17 protein-coding genes and 1 riboswitch are annotated in these 19,133 nt (G+C 72.5%); of the genes, 11 read left to right on the forward strand and 6 right to left on the reverse strand.

All coding sequences use genetic code 11. The annotated features are described in order from the left end of the window. Positions 1-43: 43 nt before the first annotated feature. The 3 genes from ACGFWJ_RS08435 to ACGFWJ_RS08445 all read right to left on the reverse strand — a co-directional run bounded on the left by ACGFWJ_RS08435 (position 44) and on the right by ACGFWJ_RS08445 (position 3,135). Entirely contained in the window at positions 44-1,510 is a 1,467-nt protein-coding gene (locus ACGFWJ_RS08435) for a trehalose-6-phosphate synthase (protein ID WP_392946626.1), read from the reverse strand. 71 nt (positions 1,511-1,581) lie between these two features. Beyond that, positions 1,582-2,136 (reverse strand): hypothetical protein, encoded by a 555-nt coding sequence (locus tag ACGFWJ_RS08440; protein WP_392946629.1) that lies wholly within the window; start codon positions 2,134-2,136, stop codon positions 1,582-1,584. Positions 2,137-2,160: 24 nt separating this feature from the next. After that, positions 2,161-3,135 carry a glucosyl-3-phosphoglycerate synthase gene (locus ACGFWJ_RS08445; protein WP_387638905.1) on the reverse strand — a complete coding sequence of 325 codons (975 nt, stop codon included), beginning with the start codon at positions 3,133-3,135 and terminating at the stop codon, positions 2,161-2,163. Between the two features lie 163 nt (positions 3,136-3,298). Beyond that, a riboswitch (SAM riboswitch) is annotated at positions 3,299-3,427 on the forward strand. Positions 3,428-3,444: 17 nt separating this feature from the next. Between ACGFWJ_RS08445 and thrC the strand changes: the two genes are divergently transcribed. The 5 genes from thrC to ACGFWJ_RS08470 all read left to right on the forward strand — a co-directional run bounded on the left by thrC (position 3,445) and on the right by ACGFWJ_RS08470 (position 8,244). Next, on the forward strand, positions 3,445-4,725 hold the full coding sequence (thrC, locus tag ACGFWJ_RS08450; RefSeq protein ID WP_392946632.1) for a threonine synthase: 1,281 nt from the start codon (positions 3,445-3,447) through the stop codon (positions 4,723-4,725). 32 nt (positions 4,726-4,757) lie between these two features. Beyond that, on the forward strand, positions 4,758-5,036 hold the full coding sequence (locus ACGFWJ_RS08455; protein WP_387638643.1) for a MoaD/ThiS family protein: 279 nt from the start codon (positions 4,758-4,760) through the stop codon (positions 5,034-5,036). A gap of 588 nt (positions 5,037-5,624) precedes the next feature. Continuing rightward, positions 5,625-5,831 (forward strand): cold-shock protein, encoded by a 207-nt coding sequence (locus tag ACGFWJ_RS08460; protein ID WP_014137493.1) that lies wholly within the window; start codon positions 5,625-5,627, stop codon positions 5,829-5,831. A gap of 322 nt (positions 5,832-6,153) precedes the next feature. Continuing rightward, a complete protein-coding gene (gene groL / locus ACGFWJ_RS08465; RefSeq protein ID WP_387638638.1) occupies positions 6,154-7,776 on the forward strand; it encodes a chaperonin GroEL in 1,623 nt (540 codons plus the stop codon). Between the two features lie 111 nt (positions 7,777-7,887). Further along, the gene (locus ACGFWJ_RS08470; RefSeq protein WP_387638636.1) at positions 7,888-8,244 is read left to right on the forward strand and encodes a hypothetical protein; all 357 of its coding nucleotides are present in this window, start codon (positions 7,888-7,890) and stop codon (positions 8,242-8,244) included. A 66-nt stretch (positions 8,245-8,310) separates the two neighbouring features. Here the strand turns inward: ACGFWJ_RS08470 and ACGFWJ_RS08475 are convergent, their stop codons facing one another. After that, positions 8,311-8,940, reverse strand: coding sequence for a hypothetical protein (locus tag ACGFWJ_RS08475; RefSeq protein ID WP_392946636.1), 630 nt, complete (start codon positions 8,938-8,940; stop codon positions 8,311-8,313). Positions 8,941-9,105: 165 nt separating this feature from the next. On the opposite strand from ACGFWJ_RS08475, the gene ACGFWJ_RS08480 reads away from it, so the two are divergent. The 5 genes from ACGFWJ_RS08480 (at position 9,106) to ACGFWJ_RS08500 (ending at position 14,661) form a co-directional block, all read left to right on the forward strand. Continuing rightward, positions 9,106-9,822, forward strand: coding sequence for an ABC transporter ATP-binding protein (locus ACGFWJ_RS08480; RefSeq protein ID WP_392946638.1), 717 nt, complete (start codon positions 9,106-9,108; stop codon positions 9,820-9,822). Continuing rightward, positions 9,819-12,518, forward strand: coding sequence for an ABC transporter permease (locus ACGFWJ_RS08485; RefSeq protein ID WP_392946640.1), 2,700 nt, complete (start codon positions 9,819-9,821; stop codon positions 12,516-12,518). Before ACGFWJ_RS08480 ends, ACGFWJ_RS08485 begins: the two co-directional genes overlap by 4 nt. A gap of 25 nt (positions 12,519-12,543) precedes the next feature. After that, complete coding sequence (locus ACGFWJ_RS08490; RefSeq protein WP_387638625.1) at positions 12,544-12,888, forward strand: PadR family transcriptional regulator; 345 nt, start codon at positions 12,544-12,546, stop codon at positions 12,886-12,888. Next, a complete protein-coding gene (locus tag ACGFWJ_RS08495; protein WP_392946642.1) occupies positions 12,885-13,844 on the forward strand; it encodes a hypothetical protein in 960 nt (319 codons plus the stop codon). Before ACGFWJ_RS08490 ends, ACGFWJ_RS08495 begins: the two co-directional genes overlap by 4 nt. A gap of 130 nt (positions 13,845-13,974) precedes the next feature. After that, on the forward strand, positions 13,975-14,661 hold the full coding sequence (locus tag ACGFWJ_RS08500; protein ID WP_392946645.1) for a copper homeostasis protein CutC: 687 nt from the start codon (positions 13,975-13,977) through the stop codon (positions 14,659-14,661). Between the two features lie 151 nt (positions 14,662-14,812). Here ACGFWJ_RS08500 and ACGFWJ_RS08505 read toward each other — a convergent pair whose 3' ends face one another. After that, positions 14,813-16,882, reverse strand: coding sequence for a HelD family protein (locus tag ACGFWJ_RS08505; RefSeq protein WP_392946648.1), 2,070 nt, complete (start codon positions 16,880-16,882; stop codon positions 14,813-14,815). Between the two features lie 324 nt (positions 16,883-17,206). On the opposite strand from ACGFWJ_RS08505, the gene ACGFWJ_RS08510 reads away from it, so the two are divergent. Further along, on the forward strand, positions 17,207-17,362 hold the full coding sequence (locus ACGFWJ_RS08510) for a hypothetical protein (protein WP_387638615.1): 156 nt from the start codon (positions 17,207-17,209) through the stop codon (positions 17,360-17,362). A gap of 8 nt (positions 17,363-17,370) precedes the next feature. Here ACGFWJ_RS08510 and ACGFWJ_RS08515 read toward each other — a convergent pair whose 3' ends face one another. Then, positions 17,371-19,002 carry a DNA repair helicase XPB gene (locus ACGFWJ_RS08515; protein WP_392946651.1) on the reverse strand — a complete coding sequence of 544 codons (1,632 nt, stop codon included), beginning with the start codon at positions 19,000-19,002 and terminating at the stop codon, positions 17,371-17,373. Positions 19,003-19,133: the final 131 nt, after the last annotated feature.

A 19,133-nucleotide genomic window follows, 5' to 3' on the forward strand; every position in this document is an offset into this window, starting at 1 on the left:
GGGGGTGCGACAAGCGCAAGCCCGCTTACGCGCCCAACCGCCCCTACAGCGCGTGGAGCTGGTCCAGGAACCACTGCTGCGGAGGCAGTGCCGTCGCCGCGGACGCCAGACGCTTGGTGCGGTCGGCGCGGTCGGCGGGGGGCATGGTGAGGGCCTGGGCCAGGGCGTCGGCGGTGGCGATGACGTCGAAGGGGTTGATGGTGATCGCGTCGTCGGCGAGTTCCGCGTAGGCGCCGGCCTCGCGGGAGAGGACCAGGGCGCAGCCGTGGTCGGAGACGACGGGGACTTCCTTGGCGACCAGGTTCATGCCGTCGCGGACGGGGTTGACCAGGGCGACGTCGGCGAGCCGGTACGCGGCGAGAGAGCGCGGGAAGTCGTCGTCGACGTGCAGGATGAGCGGCTGCCAGTCGGCGGTGGCGAACTCGGCGTTGATCTCCTCGGCGAGCCGCTGCACTTCGGCGGTGTACTCGCGGTACTCGGCGAGGTCGGTGCGCGAGGGGTAGGCGAAGGCGATGTGGACGACCCGGTCGTGCCATTCGGGGCGGGCGCGCAGCAGGTGCCGGTAGGCGAGCAGGCCGCGGACGATGTTCTTGCTGAGTTCGGTGCGGTCGACCCGGACGATGGTGCGGCGGTCGCCGACGGCTTCGCGCAGGGCGGCGAGGCGTTCGTCGACGTCGGGCCGGTGGGCGCGTTCGCGCAGGAACTCGGCGTCGGCGCCGAGGCCGTGGACCCCGAGCCGGGCGGTGCGGCCGGCGTACGTGACGGCGAGGACATCGCGGTCGACGCTCGCGCCGAGGACGGCTTCGCAGCAGTCGGCGAAGGCGAGGGCCCAGCGGCGGGTGAGGAAGGCGGCGCGGTCGGCGCCGAGAATGCCGCGGAGGACTTCGGCGGCGACGTCGTCGGGCAGCAGCCGGTAGTACTCGGGCGGCGCCCAGGGGGTGTGCGAGAAGTGGCCGATGCGCAGGTCGGGGCGGAGTTCGCGGAGCAGCGCGGGGGTCAGTGAGAGGTGGTAGTCCTGCACCAGGACGGCGGCGCCGGGGGCGGCCTCGGCGGCGAGGGCCTCGGCGAAGGCGGTGTTGTAGGCCCGGTAGGCGGCCCATTCGGTGCGGAAGTCGGCGTCGAAGGCGGGTTTGGTGGGGATGTCGTACAGCAGGTGGTGGACGAACCACAGGGTGGAGTTGGCGACGCCGTTGTAGGCGAGGGCGAAGGTCTCCGGATCGATGTCCAGCATCCGGACGGCCTGTCCGCCGACGTCGTGGCCGGCCCGGTCGAGGCGCCCGTCGGGGGCCTGCCGGGCGGCGGCGCGGTCGGCGTCGGAGAGGGCGGCGCAGACCCAGACGGCGTTCGGGTCGTCGATCGCGGAGAGCCCGGAGACCAGGCCGCCGCCGCCTCTGCGGAGGCTCAGCGTGCCATCGTCCTCCGTGCGGAAGGACACCGGGCCGCGGTTGGAGGCCACCAGGATCGGGGCGGCTCCGGACTGCGTGGGGCGTTCGGACGCGTGATCGGCCATACAGCCAACCTTGCCGTGCGACCAGCCGACCAAACCACCCGGCGCGGCCCGCGACGGGTGAACAGCGGGCGTCAGCCGCGATGGTCGGTCGGCGGGCCGGAGTCGCGGGCGGGCAGGAAGTCGGGCAGCCACGGCGGGCGGCCGTCCGGGCACTTCCCGGGCAGGTACCACCCGCGCGGCGGGGTGAGGTTGTGCTCCAGGTCGACGGCGGCGACGGCGAGTGCGGTGAGCAGGGCGGCGAAGGCCGCGGCGAGCGCCCGGGTGAGCAGGCAGGGGGAGCGGCGGGCGAGGTACAGGGCGAGCAGGACGGCGAGGGGCGGCAGGAACAGGTAGCTGCACTCGTACGAGTTGAGCAGGTTGAACCGGGCGTCGTCGGTCAGGTCGTAGGTGACCTGCCAGGCCATGTTCAGGCAGCCGGACCAGGTGTCCTCGATCAGTCGCAGCACCCGGGACTCGACCAGGAGGCCGAGGACGGGTGCGAGCAGCAGAGCGAGACAGCCGATGCCGACGTTGGCACCGGTGCTTCCGGGAGCGGACGCGGGTCCGGGTTCGGCTTCGGGTCCGGCTTCGGCGTCGGGTCCGGCCTCGGCTTCGGCGTCGGGTCCGGGTTCCGGGGAGGGGGCCATGCCGGGACGGACGCGGGTCGTCGGTCAGCGGTTGCGGTACTCGGGGACGGTGATCATCGGGGGGCGTTCGGCGGCGGGGACGGGGTGGGTGCGGGGGGTGAATCCGGTGGCGGTGCGGGTGTACTGGGTGAGCAGGGGGCGGACCAGGTCGGGGTCGGCCTTGAGGCGGTGGGCGCGGTCGAGGCGTTCCAGGGCGGTGCGGTAGATGGTGGCGGCCATCCGGCCGAGGGCCTGGCCGTCCTGGTGGCGGTGGTGCCGGACGCCGACGTCGACCTGGGCCAGCGCGTCCAGCCCGACCAGTTCCAACGCGTCGACCAGCAGGCCGAGTTCGACGCCGTAGCCGGTCGGGAAGGGCAGCTGTTCGAGCAGGCTGCGGCGGGCCGCGTACTCGCCGCCGAGCGGCTGGACGAAGCCGGCCAGCTGCGGCCAGTGCAGGTTGAGCAGGGGGCGGGCGACCAGTTCGGTGACCCGGCCGCCGCCGGCCGGGACGACGGCGCCGTCGGCCTCGAACGGGCGGTCGTACATGGCCTTGACCAGGTGCAGGTCGGGGTCGGTGAGCAGGGGGCCGATGATGCCGGAGACGAACGCCGGGTCGAATTCGCGCAGGTCGGCGTCGATGTAGCAGACGATCGCGCCGCTGCTGGCGAGCAGTGAGCGCCACAGCACCTCGCCCTTGCCGGGGGCGGCGGGCAGCCGGGGCAGGATGGCGTCGCGGTGCACCACCCGGGCGCCGGCGGCGGCTGCGGCGGCGGCGGTGCCGTCGACCGAGCCGGAGTCGACCACCAGCAGTTCGTCGACCAGCGGGACGCGTTCCATCAGTTCGGTGCGGATGGTGGTGACGATCTCGCCGACGGTGGGTTCCTCGTCCAGGGCGGGCAGCACCACGCTGACGGTGCCGGCCGGGCCGGCGGCGCGTTTGGCGGCGAGCAGCCGGTCGAGCGGCCGGTCGGTGGCCGTCCAGGACCGGCGGCGCAGCCAGTCGGCCACTTCCGGCAGTATCCCGGGCTCGGGCTGCTCGGCCAAGATCTCGCTCCCTGTCTCGCTCTGTCTCGGTTGTCGGACGGTGGGGTTCGACCGCACCGGCCTTCCGTTACAGTCTTCGTACTGCGCTCGGACCTTCGCACGCCGGGGTCGCTCGCAGCGTACGACCACAACTTCATACAGCTCATCCAGAGGGACTGAGGGAACGGCCCGTTGAAGTCCCGGCAACCCTCCCGCGCGGCCCAGCAGGCCCGGCGGGACAGGTGCCAATTCCGGCCCGGGCGCGACCGCGTCCCGGGGAAGATGAGGAGAAAGGGCCTCGCCATCATGGCTGTTGACACCCCCGCACCTGCCGCCGTCGACCTCGGTCCGGCCACCGCACTGTCCTGTCGCGAGTGCGGCACCCGCTTCCCGCTCGGCCCGAGCTTCGCGTGCCTGGAGTGCTTCGGCCCGCTGGAGATCGCCTACGACTACGCCGGCTACGACGCCGAGGAACTGCGCAAGCGGATCGAGGCCGGCCCGGCGTCGATCTGGCGCTACGCCCCGCTGCTGCCCGTCCCGGCCGACGTCGCGGGCAAGCCGAACCTGAACCCGGGCTGGACCCCGCTGGTGAAGGCCGACAACCTGGGCCGCGAGCTGGGCTTCACCGCGCAGCTGCACATCAAGGACGACTCCGGCAACCCCACCCACTCGTTCAAGGACCGGGTGGTGGCCTGCGCGATCGAGGCCGCCCGCGCCTTCCGGTTCACCACGCTGTCCTGCTCGTCCACCGGCAACCTGGCGGGCGCGGTGGGCGCCGCCGCGGCCCGGGCCGGCTTCAAGTCCTGTGTGTTCATCCCGCACGACCTGGAGCAGGGCAAGGTCGTGATGGCCGGGGTGTACGGCGGCGAGCTGGTCGGCATCGACGGCAACTACGACGACGTGAACCGGTTCTGCTCGGAGCTGATCGGCGACCCGGCCGGCGAGGGCTGGGGCTTCGTCAACGTCAACCTGCGCCCGTACTACGGCGAGGGCTCCAAGACCCTGGCGTACGAGATCTGCGAGCAGCTCGGCTGGCGGCTGCCCGAGCAGATCGTCATTCCGATCGCCTCCGGCTCCCAGCTCACCAAGATCGACAAGGGGCTTCAGGAGCTGATCAAGCTCGGCCTGGTCGAGGACCGCCCCTACAAGATCTTCGGCGCCCAGGCCGAGGGCTGCTCCCCGGTCTCCGCCGCCTTCAAGGCCGGCCGCGACGTGATCAAGCCGGTCAAGCCGGACACCATCGCCAAGTCGCTGGCGATCGGCAACCCCGCCGACGGCCCGTACGTGCTCGACATCGCCCGCCGCACCGGCGGCGCCGTCGAGGACGTCACCGACGCGCAGGTGGTCGAGGCGATCAAGCTGCTGGCCCGCACCGAGGGCATCTTCGCCGAGACCGCGGGCGGCGTCACCGTCGGCGTGCTGAAGAAGCTGGTCGAGACCGGGCAGCTCGACCCGAGCAAGGAGACCGTCGCGATCAACACCGGCGACGGCCTGAAGACCCTCGACGCGGTCGCCGACTCCGGCATGACCGCCGTGATCCGCCCGACGCTGGAGTCCTTCCGCGCCGCCGGTCTCGTCTCCGCCTGATCCCCCCACGACTTTCTTCTAGGAGCACCCCCATGAGCGCCACCGTCCGCATCCCCACCATCCTCCGCACCTACACCGGCGGCGCCGCCGAGGTGACCGCCGAGGGCGCCACCCTGGCCGCCGTCATCGCCGACCTGGAGGCGAACCACACCGGCATCGCCGCCCGCCTGCTGGACGACACCGGCAAGCTGCGCCGCTTCGTGAACGTGTACGTCAACGACGACGACGTGCGCTTCGCCGAGGGCCTGGAGACCGAGATCAAGGACGGCGCCTCGGTGTCGATCATTCCGGCGGTGGCCGGCGGCTGCTGAGGCAGCTCCGGGCGGCCGGTGGGGCCGCCCCGCGTATTCGCTCCGCCGCCGTCGGGCGCGGGCTCGGAATTCGATTTCCGAGCCGCCCGGCGGCGGCTTCGCGCATCGGCCGGGCGCGCGGGCAGCGGTGATTCCGACCTGGCGGGTCGCTGGAATTCCCGCGTTCGCGGGGGAGTAGAGTGCCGGTGGAGCCGTTCCCCGCCACGGCCCGTTCCAATCCTCGATTTTCCCGCAGCGCACCTCGCGCCGGCCCCGTCCCCGTCCCGCGCTCTGAGACATGCGCCGGACCGTTCACCGCCCGACCTGTCAGGCCGCCGTCAGAATTCTTTCGACGATTTGCGGCGACACGTCCGTTATGTCCGGTGGCAATTGTCGGGCCATATACCTTTCGACCCGTCATATCCGGTGTGGGGTGCGGACTTTCCGCGAAATTAGGGCCTGTTGCAGAGGGCGCATATCCGGATACATTCAGCCGCGACACGAGGCTGCGCCGTGCGGGGGGGAGTCCCCACAGGCCGGCCTTCCAGACCTCCGGGTCCGCGTCCCGCGGATCTCTGAAGGGCCAGCACAGCACAAGGGGAGTTCGGAATGGCTCAGGGCACCGTCAAGTGGTTCAACGCCGAGAAGGGCTACGGCTTCATCGCGGTCGACGGTGGAGCGGACGTGTTCGTCCACTACAGCGCGATCCAGATGGACGGCTACCGCACCCTGGAAGAGGGCCAGCGGGTCGAGTTCGAGATCTCGCAGGGTCAGAAGGGTCCGCAGGCCGACATGGTCCGCGCCGCCGGCGCCTGACGGCCCGGTAGACCGCACACACCACAGCTATGACCCGGCAGGTCCGGCCCCGGCGCGACGCGTCCGGGTCCGGGCCTGTCGGCGTTCCCGGGCCCGCCTGCGGGTTTCCCGGGAGGGGCATCGGAGCGCGGCGAATGGGCTTGCACTCGACACCCCCGAGTGCTAATCATTGGCGTTAGCACTCACAGCGTGAGAGTGACAACGGACCGGGCCGGTGAGGCCCCGGAAGCGGTAGGGGACGAGACCCCCGCTCTCCTGGGCCGTCCGTCGCGGGCACCCCCTTGGTCCGAGCAGTCGACCGTGTCCCGGAGGACCACTTCTAATGGCCAAGATCATCGCCTTTGACGAGGAAGCCCGCCGCGGCCTTGAGCGTGGCATGAACCAGCTTGCCGACGCCGTGAAGGTCACGCTCGGCCCCAAGGGTCGCAACGTCGTTCTGGAGAAGAAGTGGGGCGCCCCCACCATCACCAACGACGGTGTCTCCATCGCCAAGGAGATCGAGCTCGAGGACCCGTACGAGAAGATCGGTGCCGAGCTCGTCAAGGAGGTCGCCAAGAAGACCGACGACGTCGCGGGTGACGGCACCACCACCGCCACCGTGCTGGCCCAGGCGCTCGTCCGCGAGGGTCTGCGCAACGTCGCCGCCGGCGCCAACCCGATGGCCCTGAAGCGCGGTATCGAGAAGGCCGTCGCCGCCGTCTCCGACCAGCTGCTGGCCCAGGCCAAGGACGTGGAGACCAAGGAGCAGATCGCCTCCACCGCCTCCATCTCGGCCGCCGACACCCAGATCGGCGAGCTCATCGCCGAGGCCATGGACAAGGTCGGCAAGGAAGGCGTCATCACCGTCGAGGAGAGCAACACCTTCGGCCTGGAGCTCGAGCTCACCGAGGGCATGCGCTTCGACAAGGGCTACATCTCCGCCTACTTCGCCACCGACCTGGAGCGCATGGAGACGAGCTTCGAGGACCCGTACATCCTCATCGCCAACTCCAAGATCTCCTCGGTCAAGGACCTGCTCCCGCTGCTGGAGAAGGTCATGCAGAGCGGCAAGCCGCTCGTCATCATCGCCGAGGACGTCGAGGGCGAGGCCCTGTCGACCCTGGTCGTGAACAAGATCCGCGGCACCTTCAAGTCCGTCGCCGTCAAGGCCCCGGGCTTCGGCGACCGCCGCAAGGCCATGCTGGGCGACATCGCCATCCTGACCGGCGGCACCGTGATCTCCGAGGAGGTCGGCCTCAAGCTCGAGAACGCCGGCGTCGACCTGCTGGGCACCGCCCGCAAGGTCGTCATCACCAAGGACGAGACCACCATCGTCGACGGTGGCGGCGACAGCGACCAGGTTGCCGGTCGCGTCAACCAGATCCGCGCCGAGATCGAGAACTCCGACTCGGACTACGACCGCGAGAAGCTCCAGGAGCGCCTCGCCAAGCTGGCCGGCGGCGTGGCCGTCATCAAGGCCGGCGCGGCCACCGAGGTCGAGCTCAAGGAGCGCAAGCACCGCATCGAGGACGCGGTGCGCAACGCCAAGGCCGCCGTCGAGGAGGGCATCGTCGCCGGTGGTGGCGTCGCCCTGCTGCAGGCCGGTGTCGCGTTCGAGAAGCTGGAGCTGGACGGCGACGAGGCCACCGGCGCCAACATCGTCCGCGTGGCGCTCGAGGCCCCGATCAAGCAGATCGCCACCAACGCCGGCCTCGAGGGCGGCGTCGTGGTCGAGAAGGTTCGCAACCTGCCCGCCGGCCACGGCCTGAACGCCGCGACCAACGAGTACGTCGACCTGATCGCCTCCGGCATCATCGACCCCGCCAAGGTCACCCGCTCCGCCCTGCAGAACGCCGCCTCCATCGCGGCGCTGTTCCTCACCACCGAGGCCGTCATCGCCGACAAGCCGGAGAAGGCCTCCGCGGCCGCCGGCGGCGGCATGCCGGGCGGTGACATGGACTTCTGATCCGACCTCACCGGTTGGATCGGTCAGTCTCACGCCGTGAGGGCGGTCTCCTTCGGGAGGCCGCCCTTGCGGCGTTTCCGGGTTGTGGCGGCGGTTTGGGACAATGGGCGGATGTCCAGCAACGAGATCGAAGCCGCCCTGCACAGCGCCCGCGCGCTGATCCTCGCCGACCTCACCGCGCGGGACGTCGCCGACGCCGCGATCGTCTCGCTGGTCGAGGACGCCGTCACCCACCGCCGCTGGTGGCTCGAACAGTGGCCGGACGGCTGCGAGTTCGTGCTCGGGCTGATCGCGCAGGACGTGCAGGACGCGCTGCTGGAGTCGTACGGGCGGTGGCCGTTGTGCGCGGCTTGTGCGGCGGAGGACGACCCGCACGCGCTGGGCGTGGAGCCGGAGTTGGGGGCGGATCCGCACTGGGTGTGCGGCAAGAAGGGTCTGATCGTCGCGGCGGTGGGGGAGCTCGACTGACAGCAGGCGTTTCGCATCCGCTCGCGCCCCTGGTCTCGCACCCGCACAGTTTTCGCGCCCGCCCTCCTACCCGGCCAGCTCGCTGAGCTCGTGCTGCATGTTCGCCCGCGCCTGCGCGTCGTAGCGGGCGTGGGCCTCGGGGGTGCGGTAGAGGGCGGGGAGGGCGAGGAGGTGGTGGAGGATCGCGGTGCGGCCCTCGCGGAAGGCGTTCGGGGGGACGAAGGAGTATTCGTCGCGGATGGCGGCGGTGTAGGCCGCGTAGCGGTCGGGGGGTGAGCCGAGGACGGCGAGGTCGGCGTCGCAGAGGACTTCGCCGTTGTGGTCGCCGGGCGCGGGGTGGTGGGTGACGGTGAGTCGGACCAGGCGGTCGACCTCGTGGACCAGGGGTTCGGGCAGGCCCGCCTCGCGCAGGGCGCGGCAGGCGAGGGCGGCGCTGCGTTCTTCGTTCTCGGAGCGGTCGGGCCGGTAGACGGCGTCGTGGAACCAGGCGGCCAGCCGGACGGCGTCCGGGTTCTCGGCGTGGTCGGCGAGTTCGTCGATCCGGTCCAGGACGGCCCGCAGGTGGTCGGTGGTGTGGTAGCGGCGCTGCGGTTCGGCCCAGCGGGCGAGCAGGTCGCGGGCGTAGGGCTCCGGGTCGACGGTGGCGCCGCAGCGCGTGAGCAGGGCGTGCCAGCGCTCGGACAGCGATGCGGTCATGACGGTCATTCTGCTCCCTGCCGGTGGTGCGGTGGCATGGTTCGGCCCGCGATGTGATCCAGACTATATGTAGTTCACCGACTTATGACGCAGACTTGAGTAGTCGTCGCTCGGAGGCTATACATACTCGGTATGCAAGACGTTCCGCTGTTCCGAGGGGGAGCCATGACCGGATCGAGCGCGCAGGCCGTGCTGCGCCTGGAGGGAGTCGGCCGGGTGCACGGCCGGGGCGAGGCCCAGGTGCACGCCCTGCACCCGATCGACCTGGAAGTGCGGGCCGGGGAGTTCCTGGCCGTGATGGGGCCGTCCGGCTCCGGGAAGTCCACGCTGCTCGCTCTGGCCGGCGGCCTGGACCGCCCGTCGGCCGGCCGGGTGCTGGTCGAGGGCACCCCGCTGGAGGGGCTGAGCCGGGCCAAGCTGGCCGATGTGCGTCGCCGTTCGGTCGGCTACGTGTTCCAGTCGTACAACCTGATTCCGTCGCTGACGGCGGCCGAGAACATCTCGCTGCCAAGGGAGTTGGACGGCGTCTCCGCCCGGACCGCCCGCGCGGAGGCACTGGTCGCGCTGGAGGAGCTGGGGATCGCCCAACTCGCCGACCGGTTCCCGGAGGACATGTCCGGCGGCCAGCAGCAGCGGGTCGCGATCGGCCGGGCGCTGGCGGGTGAGCGCCGGCTGGTGCTCGCCGACGAGCCGACCGGCGCGCTCGACTCGGCCACCGGCGAGGCCGTGCTGCAGGTGCTGCGTTCGCGCTGCGACGCCGGCGCCGCCGCCATGATGGTCACCCACGACCCCACGCATGCGGCCTGGGCGGACCGGGTGGTGTTCCTCCGGGACGGCCGGTACCTCCGCGAGGCGGCGCAGCGCACCGGGGCCGGCCGATGAGCGCCTGGCGGGCGGTGCTGCGGATGGCGCGCCGCGACGCCCTGCGGGCCAAGGGCCGCAGCGCCCTGGTGGTCGCGATGATCGCGCTGCCGGTGCTCGGCGCGACCGGCGTGGACGTGGTGCACCGCAGCGGGCAGCTCAGCGCCGCCGAGCGCTCCGACCGGCTGATGGGCCGTTCCGACGCGCTGATCGGCGCCTACGACCCGGGCCGGAGCATCGAGCAGGCGGTGTTCCCGGCCGACGGCGTCCGCACCCTGCCGGTGCGCCCGGACAACCAGACGCCCGAGCAGAAGCGCGCCATCGGCACCGAACCGACCGTGCTGCTCGGCGAGTTGCTCCCGAAGGGCAGCACCCTGATCCCGGCCCGCACCGGCCCGGTGGCGTCCGTGCAGACCCACGACGGCCTGGCCCCCGTCGACACCTTCGAGGCCGATCTGACCGGCGAGCTCTGGCAGGGCCGGCTGAACCTGGTCTCCGGCCGGGCCCCCGCCGCCGCCCACGAGGCCGCCGCCACCCGGGCGTTCCTCACCGGCACCGGCCTGCGGATCGGCGACCGGGTCACCGTCCGCGGCCTGGAGTCCACCCCGTTCACGCTGACCGGCACCGTCGAACTCCCCGATGACCTGAACAAGTCCGAACTGGTCGCCCGCCCCGGCGAGTTGTACCAGCAGCTGGACGCCGCGCAGGTCACCGCCGGACTCGCCCCGCAGAACCCGGGCGCCGAGCAGGCCGCCGCCAACAAGGCCGCCTGGCTGGTCCGGCTGCCCGCCGGGGCGAGCCTCGGCTGGGAGCAGGTCCGCGAACTCAACCGCTACGGCTACACCCTGGCGAGCCGCCAGGTCGCCGCCCACCCGCCGGCCGACGTGCCGGCCGTGGAGGAGGCCGTCGGCGCGCAGGACGCCCGCGAACGCCGGTTGATGACGGTCGCCACCACCGCCGCGATGGCCCTGTTGGAGGTCGCGCTGCTGGCCGGCCCCGCCTTCGCGGTCGGCGCCCGGCGCGCCCGCCGCCAGCTCGCCCTGTTCGGCGCGGCCGGCGGCCGCCCCGGACACGTCCGGGCCGTGGTGCTCGGCGGCGGACTGGTGCTCGGCGCGGCTGGCGCGGTGCTCGGCACCGTGGTCGGCGCCGCCCTGGTCGCCGTGCTGCGCACCCGGATCGAGGAGTGGGGCGGCAGCCGGTTCGGCGGGCTCACCCTGAACCCGTCCGACCTGCTGGGGATCGCCGCCGTCGGCATGGTCACCGCCCTGCTGGCCGCCCTGCTGCCCGCCCTGCAGGCCGGACGCCGCGAGGTGCTCGACGGCCTGACGGACCGTGACCCGGTGCGCCGCTCCGCCCGCTGGACGCCACTGCTCGGCCTGGCGGTCGTGCTGGCCGGCATCGGACTCGCGCTGTACGGCGCGGTGGCCGCCCCGACCGGCGGGATGCCGGTGGTCGCCGGACTGTCGACGCGCACCCTGTCGGTGCTGGGCGGCGCCACGCTCGCCGAACTCGGCCTGCTGCTGTTCACCCCGCTGCTGCTCGCCCTGCTCGGCAGGCTCGCCCGCCTGCTGCCCGTCGGCCCGCGGCTCGCGCTGCGCGACACCGCCCGGCACCGCTCCCGCACCGGGCCCGCGGTCGCCGCCGTGCTGGCCGCCGTCGCCGGAGCCGTCGCGGTCGGCGTGCACACCGCGGGTGCCGAGGCCCAGGACCGCGCCTCCTACCGGCTCGAACAGCCCGTCGGCAGTGTCCGGCTCACCCTGCACGGCGACGCCGACACCATGCCCCAGCTGCGCACCGCCATCGTCCAGGACCTGCCGGACCTCGGTGAACGGGCCGACCTGTACGAGGCCAACTACGTGTTCTGCGAGGGCTGCTCCAGCGTGGTGTCCGCGGAGGGCGGGCAGCGCTACGGCCGGGACGTCACCAGGTCGGTCGTGGTCGGCGACGCCAAGGTGCTGCGCAACCTGCTGGCGGTGCGCGACCAGGCCGCCGAGACGGCGCTGCTCGCCGGGAAGGCCGTGGTCACCGACCCGTCCTACCTGCACGACGGCAAGGCCGTGCTGCGGATGCTGGGCAACAACATGGAGCCCAAGGACGTCACCGTCGACGCCGTCCTGCTCGAACGGCCCGCCGCGCAGCGCTACGCACCGCTGGTGATCTCGCCCGACACGATCCGCGGACTCGGTCTGAAGGTCGTGCCGGCCGGGGCGATCTGGCTGCCCACCACGCCCGTCGCCGACAAGGCCGAACAGCGGGCCGCCGCCACCGTCGCCCGACTCGCCCCGCACTCCGAGTTCGGCGTGGAACGCGGCTTCCGGCCGCAGAGCAGCGTGGTGCAGGTCGCGCTCAGCGGCTTCGCCGCCCTGGTGGTGCTCGGCGCGGCCGTGGTCTCCACCGCGCTGGCCGCCGACGACGCCCGCCGCGAACGCGTCCTGCTGTCCGCGATCGGCGCCCGGCCGCGCACCCGGCGCACCGTCGCCGGGCTCCAGGCCGGACTGATCTCGCTGCTCGGCGCCCTGCTCGGCACCATCAGCGGCTTCGTCCCCGCGTACGCCCTGCTGCGCTCCCGGGTGGCCGGGGAGATGGGCGCACCCCCCGTGCTGAACCCCGCCGACGTCCCGTGGGCCACCATCGCGCTGTTCGCCCTGGCGCTGCCGGTGCTGGCCGGCCTGCTCGGCGCGCTGCGCCGGGACGCCCCCGCGGGATGGCGCGGATAGGCAGGTCGGCGATATATGTAGTCGTATGACTGAACGCGCCATGCAGGAACCCACCCTGCTGCTGCTCACCGCCCTCGCGGACGCCCCCCGGCACGGATACGCGCTGATCCAGGAAGTCGACGCGATCTCCGGGGGGCGGGTGAAGCTCCGCACCGGGACCCTGTACGGCGCCCTCGACCGGCTGCTCCAGCAGGGCCTGATCGAGGTCGCCGCCGAGGAGATCGTCGACGGCCGGGCCCGCCGCACGTACTCCCTCACCGAATCCGGGCGCGGCGTCCTGGCCACCGAGGCCGAACGGCTGCGCACCGTCGCCGCCGAGGCGCAGCGCCGCCTCGGCGGCGCCGTCCGTCCGCGGGGGGCGACCGCATGAACATGGCCCTGCGCACCGCCCTCGCGCTCTACCCCGCCCGCTACCGCCGCGACCGGGGCGCCGAACTCGCCGAGGTGTTCGCCGACACCACCGCCGGCTCCGGCCGCCTCGCCACCGCCCGCGAGGCCCTCGACCTCGCCACCTACGGCCTGCGGCTGCGCACCGGCCTGACCGAGACCGCGCTCCCCGGCCGCCTGCTGGTCGCCGCCGCCCCGCTGCTGGCCGGCACCGTGCTCGGCCTCGGCACCCTGCCCGGCACCGGCGACTGGCGGGAGTACGGGATCACCGGCGCCGCCCACGCCGGAACGGACCTCCCGTGGGCCCAACTGGTGGAGAACCTCGCCGTGCTGGGCCTCGTCGTCGTCCCGGTGCTGCTGGCCGCCGCCGCCATGTTCGGCGCCTGGCGGGCCGTCCGACTGCTCGGCGCCGTGGTGGCGCTGCTCGGCACCGTCCGGATCGGGTACGCCGCGCTGGACCTGTTCGGCCCGCAACCCGGCATCGGATGGTTCTTCCTGTACTCCGCCACCGCCCTGCTGCCCTACCTGCTGGGCGGCCTGCTGCTGGCCGTCGCACCGACCGGCCCGGGCGACTCCCGCGGCCGCGCCGACCGGCTGCTGGTCCTGGCCGGCGCGGCCGCCGGATTCGCCCTGACCCGGGCCCAGGGCTACTACGACACCCGCTACCTGATGGACGGCTGGTGGCCGACCGCGCTGCTGCTGCTCCCGCTGCTGCTGATGCTGTTCGCCGCCCGCGACCGGCTGCTGCCCGCCGCGCTCGGCGTCGCGCTGCTGCCGCTGACCGCCGCGTTCAGCCTGTTCTCGCTCTGGGAGCAGCTCGGCGGAGTGTGGCGGGCCGCGCCCTACGCGCTCGCGACCGGGCTGGCGCTGCTGGCGGTGTTCCGACTGCTCGCCTCCACCCGTCCGACGGAGCGTCAGATCGCTGCCCCGCTGGGCTGAACGGCCCGCTGGGCTGAACGGGGAGGGAAGCGGGCGAACGGGCGCCGGCGGGGAGCGAACGGAGGAGGACGCGGGGCCGAACGGACGAGGGGGGTCGCCCGGGGCGGACCGATGTGGCAGGCTATCGGATATGTCTAGACCAATGTTCGAAGTGATCGCGCTGACCGCCCAGGACGCCAGGGCCGCCGAGTCGGGCGGCGCGGACCGCCTCGAACTGGTCACCGACATGGCCGCCGACGGGCTCACCCCCACCGTTCAGGACTTCGCCGCGATCCGCGCCGCCGTCTCGCTCCCGCTCCGCGTCATGCTCCGCATCCGCGACGGCTTCACCCCCGGCGACCTCGAGCTGCTGCTGACCCGGACCGCCGCGCTGCGCGCCGAGGGCGCGGACGAGTTCGTCTTCGGCTTCCTCACCCCCGATGGTGCGGTGGATCTGGACGCGACCCGAACCGTCGCCGACGCCGTCACCGGCTGCCGCTGGACGTTCCACCGGGCCATCGACCACAGCACCGACCGCTCCGAGGTCCGCGCCGCCGTCGCCGACCTGCCCGGACTCGACACCTTCCTCACCTCCGGCGCCCCGGCGGGCGTCGACGCCGGGCGGGAAGTCCTCCTCGGCGAACTCGCCAAGTCCGGCAACCCCGGCTACCGCCAGCAGATCCTGGTCGGCGGCGGCCTCCGCGCCGAGCACGTTCCCGAACTGCGTGCGGCCGGCTTCGACGCGTTCCACATCGGCGGGGCGGCGCGAACCGGTGGCTGGGCGGGGGCGGTGGACGCGGCGAGAGTTGCGCAGTGGCGGGAGCTCATCGGGGAGTAGTGAGGTGCGCAACCAGGGGCGCGGGGAACTGCGCGACAAGCGCAGGCCCGTCCGTAAGGTCGCGATCAAGTGCAAGTCATTGTCCTGCGTCGCGATCTTGCGGACGTGGTGCGTTCCCCTTCGCGCAGTTCCCCGCGCCCCTGGTGGTGCTCTAACTCAGCTCGTCCGGCATCGGGTCGGTGTGGAGCACCGTCAGCCCCGAGACCGCGCGCGTCAATGACACGTAGAGGCGGCGCAGCCCCGTGCGGTGGTCGGGTTCGCCGGCGATGATCGCGGTGGGTTCGTCGAGGACGACGTAGTCGTATTCGAGGCCCTTGGCGAGGGAGGCGGGGACGAGGGTCAGCCGGGCGTCGGCGGTGGTTTCGGTGCCGGGTTCCAGGCAGGGCAGCCCTGCGGCTCCGAGCATCTCGGTGAGGGCGGGGATGCGCGCGTCGGCGGCGATCAGGCCGACGGAGCCCTCGTGGCGGAGGGCGTCCTGGCAGGCGGCGAGGACGGCTTCGTCGCGCCCGGCGGGGACGTGGCGGATGGTGAGGGAGCCGGGGGTGTCGCGGACGGAGGTCGCGGGGGCCAGGCCGGGGGCGATCGCGGGGAGGAGGCGGGAGGCGTAGGCGATGACCTCGCCGGGGACGCGGAAGCCCTGGGTGAGTTCCTCGATGTGGGCGCCGTCCTTGCCGAGGTGGTGCAGGGCTTCCTGCCAGCTGTCGGTGGCCCAGGGGGTGGTGCCCTGGGCGAGGTCGCCGAGGACGGTCGCGGAGCCGGTGGTGCAGCGGCGGCCGACGGCCCGGTACTGCATGGGGGAGAGGTCCTGGGCCTCGTCGACGACCACGTGGCCGAGCGAGGCGGTGCGGTGGACGAGGTCGGTGGTCTCGTCGATCAGGACGGCGTCGGCGGCGGACCAGGGTGCGGTGCGGGCGGAGCGCGGCGCCTTGGCCCACAGGATGGTGGCCTGTTCGTCGGCGTCCAGGATGCCGTCTGCCGCGGCGGCCAGGAATTCGGCGTCGCTCAGCAGGCGGTGCACCAGTTTCACCGGGTCGACGGCGGGCCAGCTGGCTTTGACGACGGCCTTGACGGCGGTGTTGCGGGCCACCGCGTCCTGCACCCGGTCGTCGGGGGCCTCGCCGCCGTGTTCCATCTTGACCAGGACGGCGTGCGCGATCCGCTGCGGGAGGGCCTCGGCGGCAGCCCCGTAGCGGATGTCGCGGTCCATCAACTCGCGGACGATTTCCTCGAGTTCATAGGCCGGTACGCGCCAGCGGCGGGAGCCGCGGACCACCACGCAGGGCTCGGTGGGGACGGTGATCCCGGCCCGGACGGCGTTGCGCAGGACCTGGGCCATTCGGGCGTCGCCCTTGATCCGGGCGGTGTCGGCGGTGTCGGTGCCGCGCACCTCGACGTGGCCGACGAGTTCCTGCACGGTGGCCTGGGCGACGTCCAACTCGCCGAGGGCGGGCAGGACTTGCTCGATGTACTGGAGGAAGGACCGGTTCGGGCCGACCACCAGGGTGCCGGTGCGGGCGAGCCGCTCGCGGTGCGCGTACAGCAGGTAGGCGACACGGTGCAGGCCGACGGCGGTCTTCCCGGTGCCGGGGGCGCCCTGGACACAGACGGTGCCGGTGATGTCGGCGCGGACGATCTCGTCCTGCTCGGGCTGGATGGTGGCGACGATGTCGCGCATCGGGCCGACGCGGGGCTTCTCGATCTCCGCGGCGAGCAGCGCGGAGCGGGTGTCGCCCTCGTCGGGGTCGGACAGGTTCTCGTCCTCGTAGGCCGTCAACTCGCCACCGGTGTAACCGAATCGGCGGCGCTTGGCGACGTCCAGCGGGTCCTTGCGGCTGGCCCGGTAGAACGGCTGGGAGACCGGGGCGCGCCAGTCGATCACCATCGGGTCGCCGTCGGCGTCGTGGACGTGCCGGCGGCCGATGTAGAACTGCTCGCCGCCGCTGCCCTCGGACTCGGCCTCGCTGATCGCGTGCAGGTAGTCCAGCCGGCCGAAGAACAGCGGGGTGTGCGCGAGGTCGGCGAGCGCCTTGATGCGGTCGTCGATCTGCCTCTGCAGCACCCGCGCGGACACCCAGGTGCCGGTGACGTCGCGCAGGTCGAGCGCCTCGACGTCCTCGCGCATCGCCTTCAGCGCGGCCCGGGAGGCGGCCAGGTGGGAGCGTTCGCGGCCCAGCGGGTCGGTGTCGGCGGCGAACGTGTCGGTGGGGGTGGGGGAGTGCACGGCGGACCTTCCCGGCCGCCCGGCATCCAGGGGCGGCGGACTCGTCTTGGCTCACGGTGAAGGACACCGGCCGGTTTCCGAGCGGCCGGCACCTCCCACGGCTGCCGACGCGGCACCACGGTTCGGGAGGGGCAGACGGACGATCCTAGACCCGCCGCTGCCCGGGAGCGAATCCGTTTTCTCAGGGACGACCCTCCCCCCACCCCTGGGGGATCACCCCCTGACGGGCGTAGGGGTCGGTCCACCTCCAGGACGACCAACCGCCCGCCAGGTACGGCCTTCCGGTTGATGCCCGCCGACCGCCCCCGGACCCACCATGGAGACATGACGAACGAACGAATGAACCCGCAGGTCAACGGCGCCCACAGTGTCTCGGAGCGCCGCCGGGGCCCGGTGGCCGCCGCCTTCCGCAACGTCGGCATCGTCCTCGACACCGCCGCGCGCGTCCTCTTCCTCGGGCGCGACGGCGTCAAGATGTAGCCCCTCGCCTACAGGTCGTCGGCGTCGACGATCCGGTACGCGTAGCCCTGCTCGGCGAGGAACCGCTGGCGGTGCGCCGCGAAGTCCTGGTCCACGGTGTCCCGGGCGACCACCGAGTAGAAGTGCGCCGCGTGCCCGTCCGCCTTCGGCCGCAGCACCCGGCCCAGCCGCTGCGCCTCCTCCTGGCGGGAGCCGAACGTGCCCGACACCTGGATGGCCACGGTGGCCTCCGGCAGGTCGATCGAGAAGTTCGCGACCTTGGAGACCACCAGCACACTGATCTCCTTCGACCGGAACGCCTCGAACAGCTTCTCGCGCTGCGCGTTCGAGGTCTCACCCTTGATCACCGGGGCGTTCAGCGCCTCGCCCAACTCGTCCAGCTGGTCGATGTACTGGCCGATGATCAGCGTCTGGTCGCCCTTGTGCTTCTCCACCAGCCGCTCCACCACCCGGCGCTTGGTCACCGTGGTCGAACAGAACCGGTACTTCTCCTCCGGCTCGGCGGTCGCGTACATCAGCCGCTCCGAGTCGGACAGCGTCACCCGCACCTCGCAGCAGTCGGCGGGCGCGATGTAGCCCTGCGCCTCGATCTCCTTCCACGGGGCGTCGAAGCGCTTCGGGCCGATCAGCGAGAACACGTCGCCCTCGCGGCCGTCCTCGCGCACCAGCGTCGCTGTCAGACCGAGCCGGCGGCGCGCCTGCAGGTCGGCGGTGAACTTGAACACCGGCGCGGGCAGCAGGTGCACCTCGTCGTACACCACCAGGCCCCAGTTGCGGGCGTCGAACAGCTCCAGGTGCGCGTACACGCCCTTCCGCTTGGTGGTCATCACCTGGTAGGTGGCGATGGTCACCGGGCGGATCTCCTTGCGGGCGCCGCTGTACTCGCCGATCTCGTCCTCGGTCAGCGAGGTCCGCTTGATCAGCTCGTGCTTCCACTGCCGGGCCGAGACGGTGTTGGTCACCAGGATCAGCGTCGTCGACTTGGCTTCCGCCATCGCCGCCGCACCCACCAGCGTCTTGCCGGCGCCGCACGGCAGCACCACGACGCCGGAGCCGCCGTGCCAGAACCCGTCCACCGCGTGCCGCTGGTACGGGCGCAGCTCCCAGCCGTCCTCCTCCAGGTGGATCGGGTGCGCCTCGCCGTCCACGTACCCGGCGTGGTCCTCGGCCGGCCAGCCCAGCTTCAGCAGCACCTGCTTGATCTGGCCGCGCTCCGACGGGTGCACCACCACCGTGTCCGGGTCCACCCGGGCCCCGACCAGCGGCGCGATCTTCTTCGACCGCAGCACCTCCTCCAGCACCGGCCGGTCCGTGGTGGACAGCACCAGCCCGTGCACCGGGTGCTTCTGCAACTGCAGCCGCCCGTACCGCGCCATGGTGTCCGCGACGTCCACCAGCAGCGCGTGCGGCACCGGGTAGCGCGAGTACGTCACCAGCGCGTCCACCACCTGCTCGGCGTCGTGCCCCGCCGCCCGCGCGTTCCACAGCCCCAGCGGCGTCACCCGATAGGTGTGAATGTGCTCCGGCGCCCGCTCCAGCTCGGCGAACGGCGCGATCACCCGCCGGCACTCCGCCGCCTGCGGATGGTCGATCTCCAACAGCAGCGTCTTGTCGCTCTGCACGATCAGCGGTCCGTTCACGCCTGTGCATCCCTTCCGCGCGGGGCCAAACCTCCAGTGTGCCGCATCGGGTGAGGCTGGCCGTACGGATGATTCTCTGCGGATTTGTCAGCACTGAGTGTCCGCGTACGGGTGAACCCCCTAGAGATGCG

Origin of the sequence: Kitasatospora sp. NPDC048407 (genome assembly GCF_043200475.1) — a bacterium.
Classification (GTDB): domain Bacteria; phylum Actinomycetota; class Actinomycetes; order Streptomycetales; family Streptomycetaceae; genus Kitasatospora.